The 20,902-nt window shown below is 65.5% G+C and carries 13 protein-coding genes; 6 read left to right on the plus strand and 7 right to left on the minus strand.

Annotated features, from left to right (window positions below; all coding sequences use genetic code 11):
- Window positions 1–216: 216 nt before the first annotated feature.
- Entirely contained in the window at window positions 217–4,272 is a 4,056-nt protein-coding gene (locus J8F10_RS33125; RefSeq protein ID WP_210661130.1) for a PVC-type heme-binding CxxCH protein, read from the minus strand.
- Window positions 4,273–4,387: 115 nt separating this feature from the next.
- Between J8F10_RS33125 and J8F10_RS33130 the strand changes: the two genes are divergently transcribed.
- Window positions 4,388–5,431: a DNA topoisomerase IB gene (locus tag J8F10_RS33130; RefSeq protein WP_210661132.1), complete on the plus strand. Its 1,044-nt coding sequence runs from the start codon at window positions 4,388–4,390 to the stop codon at window positions 5,429–5,431.
- A gap of 4 nt (window positions 5,432–5,435) precedes the next feature.
- Here the strand turns inward: J8F10_RS33130 and J8F10_RS33135 are convergent, their stop codons facing one another.
- The 4 genes from J8F10_RS33135 to J8F10_RS33150 all read right to left on the minus strand — a co-directional run bounded on the left by J8F10_RS33135 (window position 5,436) and on the right by J8F10_RS33150 (window position 10,075).
- Complete coding sequence (locus J8F10_RS33135; protein WP_210661135.1) at window positions 5,436–5,714, minus strand: hypothetical protein; 279 nt, start codon at window positions 5,712–5,714, stop codon at window positions 5,436–5,438.
- 90 nt (window positions 5,715–5,804) lie between these two features.
- Window positions 5,805–7,880 carry an RNA polymerase sigma factor gene (locus J8F10_RS33140; protein WP_210661137.1) on the minus strand — a complete coding sequence of 692 codons (2,076 nt, stop codon included), beginning with the start codon at window positions 7,878–7,880 and terminating at the stop codon, window positions 5,805–5,807.
- A 263-nt stretch (window positions 7,881–8,143) separates the two neighbouring features.
- The gene (gene zwf, locus J8F10_RS33145; RefSeq protein ID WP_210661139.1) at window positions 8,144–9,586 is read right to left on the minus strand and encodes a glucose-6-phosphate dehydrogenase; all 1,443 of its coding nucleotides are present in this window, start codon (window positions 9,584–9,586) and stop codon (window positions 8,144–8,146) included.
- Between the two features lie 180 nt (window positions 9,587–9,766).
- Window positions 9,767–10,075, minus strand: coding sequence for a hypothetical protein (locus tag J8F10_RS33150; protein ID WP_210661141.1), 309 nt, complete (start codon window positions 10,073–10,075; stop codon window positions 9,767–9,769).
- Between the two features lie 999 nt (window positions 10,076–11,074).
- Here J8F10_RS33150 and J8F10_RS33155 point away from each other — a divergent pair.
- From J8F10_RS33155 to J8F10_RS40090, 4 genes are all read left to right on the plus strand, one after another.
- Window positions 11,075–12,886 (plus strand): hypothetical protein, encoded by a 1,812-nt coding sequence (locus tag J8F10_RS33155; protein ID WP_210661142.1) that lies wholly within the window; start codon window positions 11,075–11,077, stop codon window positions 12,884–12,886.
- Between the two features lie 558 nt (window positions 12,887–13,444).
- Window positions 13,445–13,846, plus strand: a complete 402-nt coding sequence (locus J8F10_RS33160) for a DUF1801 domain-containing protein (protein WP_315854207.1) — start codon at window positions 13,445–13,447, stop codon at window positions 13,844–13,846.
- A gap of 226 nt (window positions 13,847–14,072) precedes the next feature.
- Complete coding sequence (locus J8F10_RS33165) at window positions 14,073–14,849, plus strand: YdjY domain-containing protein (protein WP_210661146.1); 777 nt, start codon at window positions 14,073–14,075, stop codon at window positions 14,847–14,849.
- Window positions 14,850–15,100: 251 nt separating this feature from the next.
- Entirely contained in the window at window positions 15,101–17,761 is a 2,661-nt protein-coding gene (locus J8F10_RS40090; protein WP_210661148.1) for a hypothetical protein, read from the plus strand.
- A 70-nt stretch (window positions 17,762–17,831) separates the two neighbouring features.
- Here J8F10_RS40090 and J8F10_RS33175 read toward each other — a convergent pair whose 3' ends face one another.
- Together J8F10_RS33175 and J8F10_RS33180 are read right to left on the minus strand one after the other, a co-directional pair.
- Complete coding sequence (locus J8F10_RS33175; RefSeq protein ID WP_210662296.1) at window positions 17,832–18,542, minus strand: response regulator; 711 nt, start codon at window positions 18,540–18,542, stop codon at window positions 17,832–17,834.
- 305 nt (window positions 18,543–18,847) lie between these two features.
- Window positions 18,848–19,870 (minus strand): DUF1559 domain-containing protein, encoded by a 1,023-nt coding sequence (locus tag J8F10_RS33180; RefSeq protein WP_210662299.1) that lies wholly within the window; start codon window positions 19,868–19,870, stop codon window positions 18,848–18,850.
- Window positions 19,871–20,090: 220 nt separating this feature from the next.
- Between J8F10_RS33180 and J8F10_RS33185 the strand changes: the two genes are divergently transcribed.
- Window positions 20,091–20,876 carry an MBL fold metallo-hydrolase gene (locus tag J8F10_RS33185; protein ID WP_210662301.1) on the plus strand — a complete coding sequence of 262 codons (786 nt, stop codon included), beginning with the start codon at window positions 20,091–20,093 and terminating at the stop codon, window positions 20,874–20,876.
- Window positions 20,877–20,902 lie beyond the last annotated feature (26 nt).

A 20,902-nucleotide genomic window follows, 5' to 3' on the forward strand; every position in this document is an offset into this window, starting at 1 on the left:
GTTACAAGGTCTCTCCTCGTTACAAGGTCTCTCCTCGTTACAAGGTCTCTCCTCGTTACAAGGTCTCTCCCGCTCCCTGGCGGTCGCGGCTCGTCCAACCCGCTACGACGATCCCGAACGAGGCTAAACACCCGATACAACCACAGCGGCACCGGGGAGAGCAAAATGCCTCCCCGGTGCCACTGCGTGTCTGCAGTCAGTTACGCTTCAACGCGCCTACTTCAGCACTTCCAGTTTGATGTCCTTGAAGCGCACTTCCAGCGGGCCGCCGCTGTGCAACTGCAGCCCGATCACGCCGCGCCGGGCGAGCTTGTCGTCCTCGTAGTCGGTGCAGAGGGTACCGTTGATCCAGATCTTCACGTGCCCGCCCACGGCCTCCACCACGTAATCGTTCCACTCGTCGGGCTTCACGAGTTTTTCGCCGCCCTCCTTCGCGAGCAGCCCGCGCCCGCTCTCCTCGTAGAGCTTGCCCCACCACCCGGCGCCGATGTCGGCCTGCGGCCCGCGCATCTCGCCGTCCGGGAGCGGCACGCTGCGGAACTGAATCCCGCTGTTCTCCTTGTTCGGCGCGAGTTTTACTTTGAGCGAGAGCTTGAAGTTCTCGACTGCGGCGTGCGATTTCAGGAACGTGTTCTTCTTCAACCCGGTGGTAGACTTGCCCACGATCTCGCCGTTGTCCACCGCCCACAACCCGTCGTCGCCGTCCCAGCCGGTCAGGTCCTTGCCGTTGAAGAAGTCCTTCGCGTTGTCGGTGGTGGCCAGGAGCGGCACCTGCCCGTTGGTCTGCAGGTAGGCGATGAGCGACCGGAACTCGTACTCGCTCGTCTGCTTCAGAATGTCCTCGGGCATCATCGAGAGTTCCGACGCCTTGCGACTCGCGACGTCCTTCGAGGAGATGGTCAGCGTCTCGCGCTCGGTCAGCACGGTCAGCACGCCGTTCACCTCGCTCTTCACGATCCCGGTCACCACGCGGTCGTCGGTCAGCACGATGCGCGTGGCCGCGTACTCTTTCGGAATGACCGCGCTGGGGTCGAGGATGTTTTCGAGCAGGTAATCAATGTTCGAGCGGTTCGCCCCGGTAATTTCCGGACCGACCTTCCCGCCGATCGCGTACAGCGTGTGGCACTGCACGCACGTCTTCGCGAACACGGTGCGGCCCAGGTTCACGTCCGGCGCGGGCATCCCGGCGCGCGTGAGCTTCGCCTTCCACTCCCCGATGAGCTTCTTGCGCTCCGCCGGGGACTCGCGCACGACGCCCCACAACTCCGCGATCTGCTTGTCGATGGCCGCGTCCTGGTACCCGCGTAGCTGGCGGACGGTTTCCGCGGGCACGTCGGTGGCCGGGATCTTCTTTTCGGCGATCGCGTTCATGAGTTCCTTCGCGAAACCGGCGCGCGCGGCGAGCGTCGTCACCGCGTCGCGCTTCTCCGCGAGTGTGAAGCTCGCGTACTGCGCCAGGATCGCGCCGGGGGTTTTCGCGTCATCGAACGCGGCCAATCCTCGTAGGGCGGCCGTTCGCAAGTTCCTGTCCGCGAGCGCGGATTGCAGCAGCGGCGCGGTCTCGGCGTCTTTCGCATCGACCAGAACCGCCAGGGCCGCGAGCCGGGCCGCGGCATCGGCCTTCGCGTCGCTCAGCACTTTTCGCAGCGTGACGAGAGCGCCCTTGTCACCGAACACCGCGGCGAGGCCCAGCGATTGCTGCCGCACGGCGCCGTCCGGCGACTTCATCAGCGCCTCGAACGCTGCAGCCCAGCCCTTCGGCATCGGGAGTGAACGCTTCCCCTTCGCGGCCTCTTGCAGCCCGTGAAGGTACGCGACGCGCTGGTCCTCGGTCTTCGCTTCCGCGAGCGACTTCGTGAGCAGGTCGAGCGCTTCCGGCGAACCAATCGCCCCGATGCGCCGAGTCGCGCACTGGAGCACAAACGGGATTTGCCCATCCGCTGCGATCGTCAGTGCCTTCACGGAGTCCGCGGCACACAGAGGCTCAAGCGCGTACCAGTAGAGGTACGGCAGGTTGTGGTCGGTCGCGTCTTCGGTGTGTGAAACCAGTTTGGCGAGAAGCTCCCACCGCTCGTTGATCGCCAACTTGGGTACTGCCGACGCAACGGCGCGCCGGACGACGGGTGCCGAAACCTGGTCGTTCAAGTAGCCCTTACAGGTGGCCACTATCTGCGGCGAATTAGCTTCGGTCAGCAGTTGCACGATCCACGCCCGCATCTGCTCGCCGCTTTTGCTCAGAACCGCAACGGCGGACTCGTTGCCGACCCCACCAGAAACGTGGAGCGCCCACAGCGCCCGTAGCCGAATCGCCTCGTCGTTGTGTTCGCTCGCCACCCGCGCGAGCTTGGCGCGCGTGCCCGCGGCGAGCGTTCCGGCTACAGCGCGCTCTTGGAGCAGCCGTCGTGCGGTTCGCGCGTACCAATCGTTCTCGTGGAGCTGGTACTTCACCAGTTCGTCATCGGTCGCCTTCGAGAGATCGAGGTTCTTGACCGGCTTCGCGTCTTTGTGCGAGATCTTGTAAATGCGGCCGTTGGTGCGGTCCCACTTTTCCGGTTGGTTCAGGTGGCAGATTTGCTGGTCGTACCAGTCGATGAGATAGGCGTTGCCGTCCGGCCCGGACTTCAGCGCGAGCGGGATGGCCCACTTGTCGTTGGTCAGCAGGAAGTCCGGGTTGCGCTCCGCCACGTACCCGCTGCCCTTCGGGGTCACCACGTCCACGTTAATGCGGTGGCCGTGCAGGTTCCCCATAAACAGTTTGCCGTGGTACTCCTTCGGCCACACGCCGCCCTGGTAACACATCAGCCCCGCGTGCGCGTGCCCGCCACCGGCGCTGTCGCTGCGCCCGTTCCCGCCGTGCGGGTTCGCCCCGGCGTAGTGCCGGTGGACCGCGATCGTCTTGATGTCGTCGTAGGTGTAGGGGTTGAAGTCCACGTCCGCTTGCCGTTGGTAGCGCCCGCCCTGGATGATGTGCCACATGTGAGGGATGACGCAGGCCTCGATGAAGAAGTCCCCGTTCGCGTTGTAATCCAGCCCCCACGGGTTCGATGTGCCGCGCGCGAGCACCTCGAACACGTGCTTCGTGGGGTGGTACCGCCAGATGCCCGCGTTGATGGGAACCCGCTTGTCGTCGGGCGTACCCGGCTTGCCGACGCGACTGTGCGTGAACACGCCGTGGCACCCGTACAGCCAGCCGTCCGGCCCCCAGACGAAACTGTTCAGCGTCTCGTGGGTGTCCTGGTACCCCCAGCCGTCGAGCAGGATCTGCGGTTCGCCCGCGGGCTTGTCGGTCTTCTCGTCGTGCGGGACGAACAGGAAGTACGGCGCGGCCCCGATCCACACGCCGCCGAACCCGACCTCGATGCCCGAAACGAGGTTCAGCCCCTCCATGAACACCGTGCGCTTGTCGAACTTCCCGTCGCCGTCCGTGTCCTCGAAGATCAGGATCTTGTCGCCCAGCGCCTTGTCCTTCTCGGGCAGAATCGGCCCCTTCGCCGGGTTGCGCCGCGGGTACACATACGCTTCGACCACCCACAACCGCCCGCGGTGGTCGATGCAGAACGCGATCGGCTGGTGAACGTCCGGTTCGCCCGCGAACAGCGCGACCGAGAACCCGTCCGGCACGGTCATGGCTTTGGCCGCGTCGAGCGGCTTCAGCCCCGCGTGCTTGTAAGCGTCCGCGACGCCGGGCAGTTCCGCTTTGGGGCGCTCCGGGAACGAGGGCTTCTTCTCGTGGAACCGGAAGTCGTCGAAGTTGATGTGCCCCCACCCGCCCGCGTTCTTGTCGACCACGCGGACGAAGATCTCCTTGTCCTTGAACTTCGTCAGGTCGACGGCCACGCGGCGCATGTCTTCTTCTTCCGTCCCCGTGGCGCGGAAGATGACGTCTTTCCCGCTCACGATCTCGACGCACGTTTGGAGCGTGTGCGCCCCGCCGCCGACGAGGAAGCTGGCCCACGGGTGCGTCACCTTGAACGGCGCGCTCGTGAGGGTGCCCGTCGGCTTGTCTCCGAGCTTCTCGTACCCGCCGATCCAATAATTCCCCTGGTGCCGGCTGCGGTTGTCGCCGCGCCGCGCGGCCACCGTATCGCCCTTGATCGGCTGGCCCTTGAAGGCCTCCCCCTCCGCGGTCCAGTCCTTCAGGTCGCCGGTTTCAAAGTCGAGGTTGAGTGCCTTGCCGTCCGCACCGACCGGTAGCACGCCCACGTCGTTCGGATCGGCTTTGGCCGGCTGCGCCGGAGCGAGTAGTGCGAGCGAAAGAAGCAACGAATTCATGCGGTCACTCCGGGGAGAGATTTGCGGTACTAACGTGATACCCGGTGCCGCGCATCCGAACAAGAGTGTAGCCGGCACGCGCATTGCAGGAGTGCCTCCCGGAGGACCACCCGAGATGCCCCGCACGCCCGCGAGCCCCACGAAGCAAAAGAAGAGCGCGAGCCCACCATTCACGTTCCCCGTGAAAGTGCGCCTGCGCCTCTGGTGCGACACCAAGCCCGCGCTGAAGCGCGAGCCCACGGGGAGCGGGTTCCGGTACCGCGCCCCGGACGGCCGGGTGGTGCGGTGCGCCGTCACACTCGCGCGCATTCGGGCACTCGTGATCCCGCCCGCGTGGACGAACGTGCTCATCTGCCCGGACGCGAACGGGCACCTCCAGGCGATCGGGTTCGACGCGCGCGGGCGGAAACAGTACCGCTACCACCCGGCGTTCCGCGCGAAGCGGGACGGAACGAAGTACGATCGCGTTCTGACGTTCGGGCTCGCTCTGTCGCGCGTCCGCACGCGCGTCGAACTGGATCTCCGGCGCCGCGGACTTTCGCGCGACAAGGTGCTCGCGGCGGTGGTCAAACTGCTCGACCGAACGCACCTGCGCATCGGGAACGCGGAGTACGTGAGGGCGAACCGGTCGTTCGGCCTCAGCACGCTACTTGACCGCCACGTCACATTTACTCGCGGTACGGTCCGCATCAAGTTCCGCGGTAAGAGCGGCGTGGAGCACGACCGGATCGTGTCCGATGCGAAACTCGCGCGCCTCGTCCGGCAGTGCCGCGACCTCCCCGGCCAGGACCTGTTCCAGTACCGCGCCGGCGCCGGTTCCCGGCCCATCGGCTCGGCGGACGTGAACGCTTACATCCAGAAGGCCGCGGGCGCGGAATTCACCGCGAAGGACTTCCGCACCTGGGCCGGCACGGTGAAGGCCGCGACCAAGCTGGCCGCACTGCCGAAGCCGGAGACGAAAACCGAAGCGGAGCGGGCGGTGTGTGGCGTGGTGCGCGAGGTGGCCGCCGAGTTGGGGAACACGCCCGCGGTGTGCCGTAAGAGCTACATCCACCCATCGATACTGGAAGCCTTTACTCGAGGGGGCTTCGCCAAAACGCGCGCCCGCGGGCAACTCTCCGCTGATGAAGCGCGCGTGATTCGGCTCCTCGGTGGGTGAGTGCTTAGCCGCCGAAGAAGATGCGCCAGAGGTTGCGAATCAGCCCCCGCGGGCTGTCGTCGCGCGGCGGATCGGCCGGGTCCACGGTACCCGCACCACTACATGTGAAACACACCTGCGCCGGGCGCTCCCCTTCAACCGTGACCGCGCGCGTGCCCGAACAGGTGGGGCAAACGAACGGCATCCACCCGCGCGGACCGGGTTCGTACTCGTAGGCGGCCGTCCCGAAACAGAGCTTACAATCTGGGTTCCCGCGGCACGCGCAGCGGACGCGCTTGGGCATGAACTCACCCCCCAGTGATTGAGGGGTCATCCTACCGGAAAGTGCGGCACCCGAAGTGGCAACGAAGGCGCTGCGAGATGCTTGTAAATATCACTTCTGCTTCGGCATCACGTCCACGGTGTGCGTTGTCGGCGCGACCTTGCCCCACGGACACGCCGGAAAGCTGAGCGTCACCTTTGCGGCGCCCACGCCAACCTTCATGCCGTCCGGCACCGCGACCTTCGCAAAGAACTGGTCCCCGCAGCACCGATCGGTGAGGTTCACGACGACCTTCGCGGGCACCGCACCGGCCTTCAGCGGGGTGAACTCGAACTCCGCAGTCGGTCCGAGGCCCTCGGCGAGTTTCTCACCGACGAACGAGACGAAGCTGCCCGACCCGATGCCCGGTGTACCGACCTGGGCACGGAACTCGATCGCTTGGTTCGCGTCCAGGGGGGAGGGCATCGAGAGCGACGGACGCACCGTCACCTCTGTGCCCCCGAAGTGGAGTACCTGGGCGTCCTTTGTCTCGGCCAGGCGCAAATTCGTCAGCCCGGCGATTTGGTCCGGTCCGCCGCGCGCCTGCACACCGAGCTTCGCGTAAGTGCCCCCGCTCTCCAGATTCATGATGCTAATGATCTTGATCGTGTGACTCGTCCCGTCCGGTTCGGTCAGGTCGATCCCGGTGTACACGATCCCGCGCACTTTTCCGTCGCGCCCTTTCTGCACCGCGTTCGGGTTGTCGAACTTCTCGCCGTCGTCGGTCAGGTCGCCGTTCCCGTTCCGGTCCACGTAAAGGGCGGTCCCGTCCAATACGACCCAGACGCGGAACTTCACTTCGGAACCAAAGGCCAATAGCAGGTACTTCGGCTCGCCGACGAATTTTGGCTCCTTCTTGATTGCCCGCTCCACCTTGTTGAGCGCAGCGGGGACGGGCGGTGCGGCCCCTTCGTCTTTAAGTGCCCGGAACTTCCGAGTTGCCCAGGGGCTGTCGGTCCCATCGCCCTTTGCGTCCCAGTTCTTCACCTCGAACCCGGTGCGGTCTTCGGACCAGGTGAGCTTGTACTTCCGCGCCGCCTCTTCGGGGTTCATGCGCATCGGTTCTTCGCCGTTCCATCTCTCGGTCACGTTGTAGACCAGTTCGCCATTTTTCAACTCGTACCGCCCGCGGAGCGTAACGCTCGAGTCTACGCCCGGGCTGCGCAGGTGGACCTGCCAGACGAGGTTTTTCCCGTCCACGAACCGAAGGGTTTCGGTCCGGGTGGTCCCGTCCGGCACGGTGATTGTTGCGCGCCACGCGCCTGCGAGGGACTTGTCCGGGGGGCCGGCGGTCGGGTCCGGAGCGAGCGCCCGGGACGGGAGTTGGGGGGGAGCGACCGGTGTCGGTTCGGATTTCCTCGCGGCGAACAATCCGGCCGCCACAACACCCAGGCACACGATCACAACGGTACGAACAAGAGGGGGCATCACGGGAACCACTCCGGTAGAAAGTGAAATAATGGTTGGTGGGGGCGGGACCGCACCGGTCGCGACGGCGGTCGTTGTGGCGCTCCAGCCCGGCGCAGCGGGCGCGGGCGATTCGAGCAACACGGCCAGCAGCCCGGCCGCGAGCGGGAACCCGCGCCGGCCGAGCCCGGCGCGCAACTTCTCGCGCCCGCGCTCCAACCGCCCGCGGAGCGTTGCCAGGGGCCAACCGAGCCGTACCGCGGCTTCGTCGCGGGTCAGCCCTTCGAGGTAGCACAACACGAGTGGCGCTCGGAGGGATTCGGGGAGGGCCGCGAGCACCTCGTCGATCACCCGGCGCGCGTCCGCCCAACTCGGGTCGGGCGGTACGGCGGACGGTACCACTTCGGGCAGCGGGCGGACCGGCCGGCGCCGGGCGCGTGCTTTGCGGGCCACGCGCACCGCGACCCCGTGCAACCACGCGCCCAGCGCGGCGGGCCGGCGCACCCGTTCCGCGTTGCGGGCCAGGAGCAGGAACACCGCCTGGGCCGCGTCCTCGGAGTCCTGGGCGTGGCCGAGTAACCGCCGGCACGCTCCCAAAACGGTGGGGGTGTGCCGGTCCACCAGTGCGGCGAACGCGCCCTCGTCGCGGGTCGCGATGAACCGCGCGAGCAACTCGGTATCGGCCGATTTGACCGGAGCCGTTCGCCCGGCCAGTTGTCGCACGAACGCGCTGAGCGACATCACTTTCTCCCGAAGCCCCGTCCGAACCCATTAGTGCCCACAACACCGTTCCGCGACACGCCGATTCGGGAGAATCTTGCGGGTGCCGGACGAAACGGTACCGGGTTGTTCAATCGCGCGGGGCGCCGATCGGACGGTCGTGGGATGAGTTAAGAAATCGCAGAAGGGGCGCGCCGGAATGTGTTGCCGAAATGGGTGCGTTGAGAGATGCGGTGCGTGTCAAAGAATGGGGCGCGCCGCACGTGCGGCGCGCCCCATTGTTATCAGCCAATGGGCTGCCAGCAATCGAGGAGCTTGTCCGCGCTGCTCGGGCCGGCCGAGCCGACCGCGTACTTCTCCGGTTGGGCCGGGGCGTGGTCCGCGGCCGCGATCAGCGGGTCCATGATCTCCCACGCGCGCTCGATCTCGTCCGCGCGCATGAACAGCGACGCATCGCCCTGGACCGCGTCGAGTAGCAACCGCTCGTAGGCCTCCGGGAGCGCCTGGTCCTTGTACGCCTGCTTGTAGTCGAACGACAGGTTGTGCGGGCGCAGCGACACGCCGTCCACGTCGGGCACCTTGGTCTGGAAGTTCAGTTGGATCGACTCGTTCGGCTGGATCACCATCTTCAGCCGGTTGCACTGGAGCATCTCGTTGGGCGGCAGCGGGAACATGAGCCGCGCCGGGCACTTGAACTGGATCATCACCTCGCTGTACCGGGCCTTCAGGCCCTTCCCACTACGGAGGTAGAAGGGCACGCCGTGCCACCGGCGGTTGTCCAGGTCCAGTTTGATCGCGGCGTAGGTCGGCGTCTTCGATTTCGGGTCCACGCCCTTCACGTTCAGGTACCCGTCGTACTGGCCCAGCGCCATCACCTTCATGGCCTCCGATTCGGGCCGCACGTTGACGGTCGAGAGCACCTTCATCTTCTCGTTGCGCAGGTTGTCCGCGGTGTACCGGTTGGGGTCCTCCATCGCGACCAGCGTGAGCACCTGCAGGATGTGGTTCTGCAGCATGTCACGCATCACGCCGCTCTTGTCGTAGTAGTCGCCGCGCCCCTCCACCGTGACCTTCTCGGCGACGGTGATCTGCACGTGGTCGATGTACTGCGCGTTCCACAGCGGCTCGAACAGCGTGTTCGCGAACCGGAACACGAGGATGTTCTGGACCGTGTCCTTGCCGAGGTAGTGGTCGATGCGGTAGAGCTGGGTCTCGTCCCAGTGCTTGTGTAGCTCGTCGTTGAGCTTCTTCGCGCTGGCCCGGTCGGTGCCGAACGGTTTTTCGATCACGAGCCGGCGGTACCCGTTCTCGCTCTTGTTCAACCCGGCCTCGGCCAGCGCCGCGCTGATGGGCGGGTAGTAGTACGGCGACACCGAGAAGTAGTAGAGGCGCCGACCGTTCGGCTCCTTCTCGTTCGCGGCGAACCAGTCGGCCAGGGGCTTCGCGCCGCCGGGTTGAGTCGCGTCGGTGGAGACGTAATGAATGCGCGGGGCGAAGGCGGCCCACTTCTCCTCGCTGAACTGCTCGCCGGGCAGGATCTCCTTCGCCTTGCCCTTCAGGTGCTCACGGAACGCCTCGTCCGTGTACTCGCTGCGGGCCACTCCAACAACGCGCGCCTCCGGCGGCAACTTGCCCTTCTGCGCGAGATTGAACAGCGCGGGGATCAGCTTCCGCGACGTGAGGTCGCCGGACGCCCCGAAGATGACCACGGTGAGCGGCTGTGCCATGTGCGGCCCGTTTGCGTTGGGGTGCGTGAAGGGTGCGCGCCCCCCAGCATAGAGGGCGCGGGGATATGCTACACGCTCGCGGGGCGTTTGGTGCTTTGTGTTTTTGCGTTTCGTGGTTCGTCTCGGTCCCGGCGCGTTCTGGATGTGACGCCGGGGGCCGGGGCGAAACGCGAAACGGGCTCAATTCGGACTGAAGTCGAACTTGGACGCGCTCTCGCGCCCGAGCGGGTCGTTCACGAACTTGCGGAAGCAGTTGGGGCACAGGTCGAACCGCATTTTCTTGCACGTCGGGAGCAGTTGCGGCGGTTCTTCGCCCTCTTCCAGATCGTTCAGTAGTCGGGCCATCTCTTCGACGTGGTCCGCTTCCAGGTCTTCTTCGGTCAGTTCGGCCGGGTCGGTGGCCGCGAACGCTTCCATTTTCAGTACGTACCGTTCGGCCCCATCCTGGGTCATGTCCTTGCCGCAAACGTCGCAAGAGAAGTGCATCATGACCTTCGGGTCCTCCAAGCGTCACAGATCCGCCACATTCGACCGGAGAGGCGGTTGAACGGGCGGTGGCGGTTGAGCGAGTCCGAGATGGGTGAACCGCCGAATAAGCTCTTATACTCCACAACTCGCAGTTTCTCGGGGCGCTGTCAATTGGAAATGTGCGCACAATCCGGTCAAATCCCGCCCGCGCGTTTCCGGCCAGAATGTGGCCACCCCGGTCAGTTTTTTCCGGACCGAACGGGTACTGTGTGATTCCAGCTTCCCGCACTGCGGCAATTGGTTGCGCGGTCGCGCCGACTCGCTCGCCGCAAAAGTCGATGATCGCCTGAAATTTGCTGCACATTTGCGAATCAAGGCCGATTTGCACATCGGGATTGGCACGCGGGGTGCATCAACTCGTTCCGTCTTCAACTAATAATCGGTGGCGAACAGAAAAACCGGTTATCGGGCTGGAGGCTTCGCATCCCCGAATAACTTCCCCCGGCGGCTCGGGAACGCCCCCGAACCGGACCCGCCCCCGCTCTCTTCAAGCACGACACGTTCCCACGGCCGGCGGCTCCTCGAGCCCGCCGGCTCGTATCTTTTTTGGCCCCTGGTTCCCGCTCTTGCCCCTTCGTTACGCACGAAATCCCGGGCGTTTGCCGGTGCGCAGCCGTGCTTGCGCGCCGGAGCCGGGGCCGCGGTGTGGGGGCTCGTGACGGCCGGCGGTATAACCGGTCCCCTCGCCACGGCCGGTACACGCGCCTCTACCCGTCGCCCGTGCGCGGCGAATTGCTCGCGCGGCGCCGGGGCGCGTCATTCGGCACGAACACGCGCTCCGATACACGACGCAGACGAGCTGTTGAGGGGATTCAGCCGTTCGGAATGCGCTCGTCGTTGCGAACGGGGGGACGGATTAACGGTCGGTCGGTACGCAGCAGCGCCGAACGGGGGCGCGCTGCGGCACCCGCGCCGCGGAGACGGCCCGGGAACTGGACTGAACCGCAGGAGGCGTTTCACATGTTGATTCGTAAGGGCGCTCCGTGGCTCGCGGCTATCGCCGTGCTGGGCGTCGGCTCGGTGGCACTCGCCGGGCACTTCGGGACCACCAAGTATTCGGCCGGCAACTGTTCGCCGTGCGACGCGCAGACCAACTTCGCGGCGGGGCAGGGGGCGTGCGGGCAACAAGTCGTTTACGATAGCGTCGTCGAGAAGCGGTACCACACCTGCTACCAGACGACGAGCGAGACGGTGCTGAAGCCCGTCACCAAGACGTCGTACTCGTGCGAACAGCGCACGTGCTACAAGACGGTGAACGAGACCGCGTACAAGCAGGTCCAGGAAACGGTGTGCAAGCCGGTGTGCGAAACGGTGCTGAAGGAGTGCCGCACCACGGTCTGCAAGCAGGTGTGCGAGACCGTGTACCGGGACGTGCCGGTGACGGTGTGCAAGACCGTCTGCGACCCGCACACGCGGAAGGAGTGCTTCTTCGTGTGCAAGCCGGTGTGCGAGACGCACTACAAGGACACCCCGCGCACGGTGTGCAAGCCGGTGTGCGAGACCGTCATCAAGGACGTGTGCAAGACGGTGTGCGTCCCGGTGACCGAGACGTGCTACAAGAACGTCCAGCGCACGGTCTGCAACGACGTGTGCGAAACGGTCCTGAAGGACGTGTGCAAGACGGTGTGCGAGCCGTGCACCACCACCAAGTGCGTGACCAAGTCCGTGCCCGAAACCGTCTGCGAGACGGTGTGCGTGCCCGGTAAGCTCACCTGGGAGTGCGTCCCGGTCTACAAGTGCGAGTTCGACCCCTGCACCTGCACCACGGTGCAGAAGCAGGTCGGCACCCGCAAGAAGCTGGTCCGCCAGCCGGCCCACACCGAGCAGCGCCAGGTGACCCGCAACCGCACCGTGACCGAGCAGGTCCAGGTGACCAACTACGTGAAGCGCACCGTGACCGAGAAGGTCCCGGTCCAGGTGACCCGCAAGGTGCAGACCGTGGTAACCGAGAAGGTGCCCGTCACCGTCACCCGCAACGTGCAGAAGACCGTGGTGGAGAAGGTGCCGACGCAGGTCGTCCGCAACGTGCCGGTGACCGAGATCGTCCGCGAGCCGATCGCGGTGCGCCGGAACGCTCAGGGGGCCTATGTGGACGCCTCCGCCCTCGGCGGCGACGCCGCGGCCCAGGCCGCGAAGGGGGCCAAGATCGTCGGCGGCGGGCCGGGCGCTCTGGCCAACCCGAACGCCCCGACCTACGACGCCGACGGCGCGGGCCGGGTGTTCGTGGAGGGGCTCCGCGTGTCCCGCGACGTGACCTACAACGTGACCCGCAACGTGCAGGTCACGGAGATGCGCCGGGTGGCCGAGAAGGTCGTCCGCAACGTGCCGGAAGAAGTGGTCACGAAGGTGCCCGTGAAGGTGACCACGATGAAGCAGGAAGTCGTCACCAAGTGCGTGCCCTACACCGTCACGAAGCAGGTGCCGTACACGGTGAGCGTGCGGGTCCCGCACACCACCACCGAGATGGTGCCGACGACGGTCACCAAGCGCGTCCCGGTCCAGGTCGCGACCGACGTGATCGTGAAGAAGGCCCGCTACGTCCCGTGCAACAGCGGGTGCGGCACGCCGAGCAACGGGTGCAGTGCGGGTAACCCGTGCAGCACCGGCAACTGCTCGCCGATCTGCTCGAGCGGTCTGGGTGGCGGGCTGCGGAGCCTGCTGAACGACCCGTGCCGCCCGAAGCCGGTCCGCGACTTCTTCAGCGGCCTGTGTGCGAACCGCCTCGCCTGCGACCCGTGCCCGCCGGCCCACTGCGGCGACCCCTGCAAGTAACGTGACCGCGGCCTAACACGCCCGAAAGCCCCGGGCCAAGTCCGGGGCTTTTGTCGTTGATGAGGGGCACACGGAAGCGCATCCGGGCGTGGTACACAGGGCTTCCGCCCTGTGCTACGTAAGCCGGCCCCTCCGGGGCGAAGACCGAAAACCATCCACCGCGCTCCATCGCCCTCCTCATTCTTGGTGCGACGACGAACGTCAATGCGTTTCCGCCCCGGAGGGGCCGGCGTTTGTAGCACAGGGCGGAAGCCCTGTGCATCCGTCCGGTGCGCTCCCGCTTGAAAATAGGATTTTGACTTTATGTATACTGTGGTCGCGTGTATAATTGAATTTGGAGTCGGTGACCGATTCACGAGCACGGTTCGGACGTGTTCGGCGTGTCAAAATCCTGTGCCGCGCCAGGCGCGACCGCGCGCGATTTCACCCACGATGTTAAACGTCTAACAAAATTAGGGACGAATGATGACTGAGGGCACGCCAAAGCCGAAGGCCAATCGCGCGTCTCGTACAAGTCAGGCGCGCAAGACCGCAAAGGCAGGCGCGGAGGCCGAGTCGGTGAAGCTCCTTTCGGGCGGCAACCCGCAGATCGCGAAGGCGGACGGCGACGCCCCGGTGCAGGCGTACATCGCCGCGATGCCGGGTTGGAAGAGCGACGTCGGGCGCTGGCTCGATGCGCTCATCGTGCGGACCGTGCCCGACGTGCGCAAGGCCGTGCGGTGGAACTCGCCCTTCTACGGTGTCGAGGGCCGGGGTTGGTTCGTCAGTACCCATTGCCTGACGAAGTACGTCCGGGTGACCTTCTTCGCCGGTATGTCGCTGCGACCCGTTCCCGCGGGTGGCACGCCGAAGAGCAAGGAGGCGCGCTGGATCGACATCTACGAAGGCGACGAACTCGACGAGCCTCAGATGACGGCGTGGGTGAAGCAGGCCGCTGCGTTGCCCGGCTGGGTTCCTTAACCATCAAGCGGGCTCTGCCGGCAAACGATTACGCAAAAATGCCGGAAATATCAGCGATTCCTACGTCGCGCCCGGCTCCGCGGCTTCCCACAGGCTGAAATGTTAGCAAATGTTAGTCGTGTGGCGGGACGAGTGAGATTCGGGCCGTGAAGTGAGTGGCTTTGTCGTTGTGTTAGACCGCGGCCCGCTGATAGTCTGACTGGTGGAAACCCCGTGAGGTACCCACATGCTGAAGACGATTCTCGGGTTCGCGGCGCTCATCGCGCTGGCCACAGGTGCGAGCCTGCCGCTCGCGACCAGTGCGGACGATCCGCCCAAGCCGGAAGAATTGCCCGAGTACCCGTTGCTCGACAAGAAAAACACCGTCAAGGCCGTTTCGCCGGACGAAAAGACCATTGTCGCCGAGTTCGCACCGAACGGCGACAAGAAGAAAGTCGTGCGCGTGGGCATGATCTGCGAAGTGTGCCTGCGGGAAGGGGCGCTCGAACAGTTCCTCTGTAAGAAGGGGACGAAAGAGCACGAGGCGATCGTGCGCGTGGACCAGGACGCGGAACTGGTCCACCTCGCGATCCTCGCGGCCGGAGGGAAGGTCGGCACCGTCACGCAGTTCGTGAACCCCAACAGCGGGGAGCCCGAGTTCAAGCCCGCGACCGGGAGCAAGGTGAACGTGTCCGTCCACTACAAGCACAAGGGCAAGCTCCACACCCACCCGGCGCAGGACTGGATCTGGGACATCAAAAAGAAGGCCCCGATTCAGCACAGTTGGGTGTTCGCCGGGAGCCAGTTCATTCAGAACCCGGACGACCCGAAGGCGAAGCCGTTCTACGGGGCCAACAGCGGGGACATCTTCAGCATCTCCAACTTCCCGTACTCGACGCTGGAAATGCCGGTGCAAATTAGCAAGGACGAGGCCCAACTCACTTACGAGGCCAAAACGGACAAGATCCCACCACTCGGCTCGAAGGTGTGGGTGATTCTCGAAGTGGTCGCCGAGAAGAAGTAGTTGCACGGGTGTTTGGTGCGGTGCGTTTCCGCGCCCCGGGCGCGCGATTCGCGCAACACCAAACACTGCCTTTCCACCAACGGCGCAACGGCCGGTCCGTTAGAACGTCGTTGCGGCGGCGGTTCCTGCTCGCTATTCTGGGCAGAATAAGGAATCGGCAATCCGCGCCCGCGGACGTGTCGTCGTTCCTTTAGCCGTCATTCCGCCCGCGAACGACTCTCGCCGCGGGAACCCCAATCGTTGAGGGGCGCATGTCCATCCCGATCTCGTGTGCCGGGTGCAAATCCGCATTTGAAGTGCCGGACACTTTGGCCGGCAAAACGATCCGCTGCACGTCGTGCAAAGCACAGATGGCCGTACCCGAAGCGCTCGAGCCGATCGAGGTTACGGGCGCCGCTGGAAAGAAACCCACTGCCCCCACCGCGAAGACCGCACCCCGGAAGCCGGTCGTCGGGGCCGTTGAGATCGACGAAGACGAGGACGATGACCGCCCCAAAGCCAAAGCGGGGAAGATCAGCGCCGGTGCCAAGAAGCCCGGTATTGTCGGCTCGACTCGGAAGCGGCGGGACGATGACGACGAAGATGACGAGGACGACAAGCCGGCTCGCAAGAAGAAGGGCCAGGGTGGTTCCGGCGCGATGATCGCGATCGTTGCGGCCGGCGTGGTCGGCCTGGCCGCGATCGCGGGCGCGGGGATCTGGCTGCTTTCCGGTGACAAGAAAACGGAAACGGCTGCGAAGGCCGACAACACGAACTCTTCCACGCCGCCCGGGAGTCCGGGCAGCATGACGCCTCCCGGTGGCCTCCCCGGAGGCGGCCCCAGTGGGGGACCGCCGGGCGGCCCGGGTATGAGCCCCGGTGGTCCGATGAAGCCCCCGGGAATGATCCCTCTGGGTGGCGGTTCGAGCGCCGGCCCCTTACCCGGTGGTTCGAGTGCCGGTCCTCTTCCCGGTGGTCCCGGGTCGCTGATTCCGGGTGGCGGTTCGAGCGGTGGGCCTCCCCCACTCGTCCCGATCCAACCGAATGCTGGTTCGAGTGCCGGCCCGCTTCCCGGTGGTTCGAGTGCTGGCCCGCTTCCCGGCGGACCTGGGTCGCTGATTCCGGGTGGCGGTTCGAGCGCCGGTCCTCCCCCGGCGCTTCCCGGTGGCCCCGGGGCGTTTCCTCCGGGCGGTCCTCCCGGTGGCCCGGTACCACCCGGCGGTCCCGCGAAACCGGGTTCCCCGCCCTGGACCGGTGACGGGAACCGAAAGCAAAAAATCGAGGGCTTCTACACGGCCGCGTTCGACACGGAGAAGAACGAAGTCTTCACGATCGACGAGCGGACGGCGGATAAGACGAGCAAGGGCTGGCTGCGGCGGTACACGTACCCCGATTTCAAGAAGATCGGGACGAATTACCGGCTCCCGCAACTCGCTTCGCGCGCCGTCATCGATGGCAAGGCGGGTCTCCTGTACGCTGCAACGGTCACGAACCCACTCGCCTCGCAGAGCAAGTTGGCACAGTACGACAATGCTTCGGCCAGTGGCGACGTCGTCATTTACGATCTGAACGCGCTGCGCGACGTGAAACCTACCGACGGGAAGGCGCCGGACGAAAAGACCGAACTGAAGCCCGTCGCGACGCTGACGATTCACCACATGATCCACGCGATCGAGTTGTCGGCGGACTGCAAGAACCTCTACGTCCTGACGACCAGCGGGGGCGGGGGCGGGACGCAGAAGAAAGTGTCCCACTTCGTGGTGTTCGATACCGCGACGCGCAAAGAAATTGACCGGAAACCGCTGCCCGAACTCGCGAAGGACATGGTGAAGGCCGGGGACGGCAAGAGCTTCCTGATTATCGGGGACTACGTGGCGAAGAGTAAGACCGCGAGCGTCCTGACGTTCGACACCGCGACGATGACCTCGTTGCCCTCGACCGCGTTCCAGGGGGCCGTGCTCGACGTGGCTCCGACGACGACCGGCGGCGCGATGGTGTCGGTGCTCCCGGTGAACCAACCGGCGACTCCCGCGGTCGGGGGGCCGGGCGGCGGATTCGGTGGCCCCCCAGGTATACCCGGAGGTGGGATCGCTCCTTTTCCGGGCGCAGGACCGGCCGGTCCTCCGGGCGGAGCGGGCGGCCCCCCGGGGTTTCCCGGGGGCGGAATTATGCCGCCCGGAGGTCCGGGCGGTCCTCCAGCGGGCGGACCGGGTGGACCCGGCCGACCGGGTGGGCAAGGGGGCAACGCGGCCTCTCAGATCCACTTCAAGATGTTCATGTTGAAGGGCAGCACCGAGATGGATCTCGGCGTCGGTAGTCGCTCCGCGAACGGCGGGTACGTCGAGTACGATCTCGAAAACAAGAGATTGTTCGTGTCGTCGTACCGGGGCAGCGGACTGGACGTGTACGAGGTGACCGACGCGGACGCGGCCAACGGTCTAAAGCTGAAGTCGTCGATCCGCACGGCAAAGGGGGAGCCGCTCCAGGGGCACTTCTTTACCTCGCCAGACAGCAAGATGCTGTTGTTCCACAATGGCGTGGTCATCGATACGGATAATGTGGGTGGCGGAACTCCGGGCGCCTCGAACGGGGGTGGTGGGGTTCCCGGTTTCCCGGGCGGTGGCCCTCCCGGTTTGCCCGGTGGCATTCCCGGATTCCCGGGCGCTGGCCCCGGTGGCCCCCCCGGATTCCCCGGGGCCGTACCCCCGGGTGGGCTCTCTCCGATGCCGGGCGCGCCCGGTGGCGTTCCGGGCATGCCCCCGGGGGGAAGCCCGCCGCAAAAGCCCCCGGTAACCGCCCCAGGCATTCCGGGCGCTCCGGGCGCTCCGGGTGCAGTACCCTCAGCGCCGGGTGTCCCGATGCCAGTTTCACCGAAACCGCCGATCCCTGGGACGACGCCACCCCCTTTGGGAGGGGGCGGAATCGATAAATAGCGTGCTCGAGTGCCCAAAACGAAACCGCCCCGCTCGAAAGCGGGGCGGTTCTTTTTGTTACAGGTACTTGTTATTTCACTTCGGCTTTGTCTTCGTGGAACCGGTAGCCGATGCTCCGCACGGTTTCGATCAGGTCCGCAGAGCCGCCGGCCTTCGTGAGCTTCTGCCGCAGCGTTTTGATGTGAACGTCGATGGTCCGCTCGAGCACGATGGAGTTGTCGCCGATCGCCGCTTCCATCAGTTGTTTGCGGCTGAACGCGCGGCCCGGTTGCCGGACCAAACACTCCAGGAGCCGGAACTCGGTGGGCGTCAGGTCGAGCGCTTCATCGGCGAACGTGACGCGGTGCCGAACGCGGTCGATCTTCACGCCGCTGTAGTCGGTCACGTCGCCCGGTTCGCCCTGCCCCTGGGCGCGGCGCAAGAGGGCCTTCACCTTGTGGAGCAAAATCTTGTTGGTGAACGGCTTGCCCACGTAGTCGTCGGCGCCGAGGGAGTACCCGACCACCTGGTCGGTTTCCTCGGTTTTGGCGGTAATCATGATGATGGGCATGTCGCGGGTGCGCTCGCCGGCGCGGAGCTCGCGGCACACGTCCAGCCCGTTCATCCCCGGGAGGTTCAGATCGAGCAGCACCACGTCGGGCAGCGTGGTCTGGGCCTTGCGCAGCCCCTCCAGCCCGTCGCCCGATACCGTGACCTCGAACCCTTCCTTGTTGAAGTACCAGGTGAGCGACTGGGTGAGTCCGCGCTCGTCTTCGATAATCAGAATCCGCGGTTGCGCCATCGGGGTTCCCTCGTGCGTGGCGGACGGCCCGCCCTGGAGCGTGGGGGCTGTTCCGGGACGCGGGAAGGCAGGGGTCGCGATCACGATGTTGGTTCCGTGGGTGCGTAAAGCGGGTCCGACATCTACCGCTAGTTTACCCGGAAAACGGACGTTGGGTGCGGAGGAGTTGTAGTTACGGACCGTGAAGAATGAGTAAAGGAAGGGTGAAGTGCTGCTGAGAACTGTCTATTCGTATGACAGGAACTGAAAAGCCCGCCCGGACCGTCCGGGCGGGCGCGATCGGTCGCGGAAACCCGTGCGACCGGTCAGTCGTTGGCGCTCACCTCGCCGCCGTTGCGTGTCACCAAAGCGAGTAGCGCGGTCGCGGGGGCACTGTCGCGCACCATGCGGACGCTCCCGTCGGCCATGCACACGTTCGCGCCGCCGGTGTGGAAACTGTAGAAGAGGAAGCCCCACTCGTTCGAGCTGTTGATCTTCATCGCCAGCCCCGTGTTCGGGCCGGCGGCCGAGTTACCGTTGTTGCACCACTCGAGCCGCTGGCCGATTTCGTAAGGGTTGTCGTTCGTCGCCCACGCGCCGCCGCGGGCGCGCGCACAAGACGCGGCGTTCTTGTCCGTTTGTGCCTTGGCGACGAGTTTGCCCGAGCGGTACACGTCCTCGCGCCCGGCGCACTCGGCGAACAGGACGGTGTTCGAGGTGCCGTCGCCGATCGTCGTGATCCGCGTGGTGCCCTCCACGATGTCACGCAGCACGCCGCGCCCGTCGCTCGCGGTTAGCCCGAGTTCGGAGTACAGGGCGGCGCTGGCCCCCTCGACGGCGAAGTAGTCCGTCGTCGAGCCGATTTTGCTCTGAACGGCGGCGGATTCGAGCTTGTTCTGGAGGCGCGGTTGGTTCGGCGTGGCCGGGCAGTTGAACACCTTGAAGAACGTCTGGGCCGTGGTGCCGTTGGGAATGGTAACACCAACGTTCGGGGCGGCCTCCCCCGTGGTGCGCCACCAGTTCTCGTTCAGGTTGTAGTACGCGCCGGACACAGCGTTCGCCTGTTCGAGGTGCGGGAGCAGGTCGGGTGCCCAGCTCCGTTGCGGGAGCGTCGTCCGCTTCGACGCGGGGAAATAGCCGTAGGCGCTCTCGTAACTGTGCGCGGACAGGCCGATTTGCTTGAGGTTGTTCTGGCAGCTCATGCGAGCGGCGGCTTCGCGCACTTTCTGGACGGCGGGGAGCAAAAGCCCAATGAGGATCGCAATGATCGCGATCACGACTAGCAACTCGATCAGCGTGAATCCGCGGCGGGCACGCGGTACCGGGTGCGGCAAATAGCAGCGGGGCATGGCGAGAATCGGTCCTTTCTGGATTGGAGGCTTGGCAGTTCTAACCTTAGCAACCCCGGTGCCGCACCGAAACCGACCGTTTTTCGGGGATTCCGGTCGTGCGGCGTAGAGCGGTGAGCGCAGAATGGCCACTGGTGGACATGGCGTGCCCGCGCCGGTGTTCGGTTGAATTGCGATTCGGGCGGGGTAAGATGAACGGATACACAGGATGGAGACCGCGATGGTTCAGCGGAAGTACCTCTTTCCCGGCGTGATCGAGTTGAATCTCCAGGCGGGCCAGTCGTTCGGGGTGAACCTCTACCTCATCGACGGCGGCACCGAATGGGCGCTCATCGACGTCGGGCTGGACGATACGCTCGGCGAGGTGATCGAGCTGATCCGCAAGCTCGATTTCCCGCTCTCGAAGTGCAAGATGCTCATCGCCACGCACGCGGACGCGGACCACGTGCAGGCGCTCGCCGCGGCGCGCGACCGGCTGAAGGCGAAGACCGGCGCGCACCCGCGCGCCGCGGTCGCGCTCGAGGCCGGCGACACCGTGCAGACGTTCGCGCGGATCACGGCGCAGAACATCGACATGCCGATGCCGCCGTGCAAGATCGACGTGAAGTTGACCGAGGGCGACGAGATCAAGGTCGGTAAACTGAAACTGAAGGTCTGGCACACGCCCGGGCACACGCCCGGGCAGCTCAGTTTCAGGCTCGGGAACCTGCTGTTCAGTGGGGACAATATCTACAAGGACGGCTGCGTGGGCGCGATCGACGCCCACCACGGCTCGCACTTACCGAGCTTCATTTCGTCGCTCGCGCGCATCCGCGACGATGACGCGGAGTTCCTCCTTCCCAGTCACGGCCCGGTATTTCGCAAAGACCCCGCGATTCTCCAAAATGCCATCGACCGGCTGACGAAGTATCAGCACATGGCCGACTTCGGCACCTGCACCGTTTCGTGGCCGCTCGAGGAAGAGTGGAAGCGGGACATCCTCGCGGGGAAGATGCCGGAGCTGTGAGCCGTCGGCTTCATTTCCGGGGGCGT

The sequence above is a fragment of the Gemmata palustris genome (assembly GCF_017939745.1).
Taxonomy (GTDB): domain Bacteria; phylum Planctomycetota; class Planctomycetia; order Gemmatales; family Gemmataceae; genus Gemmata; species Gemmata palustris.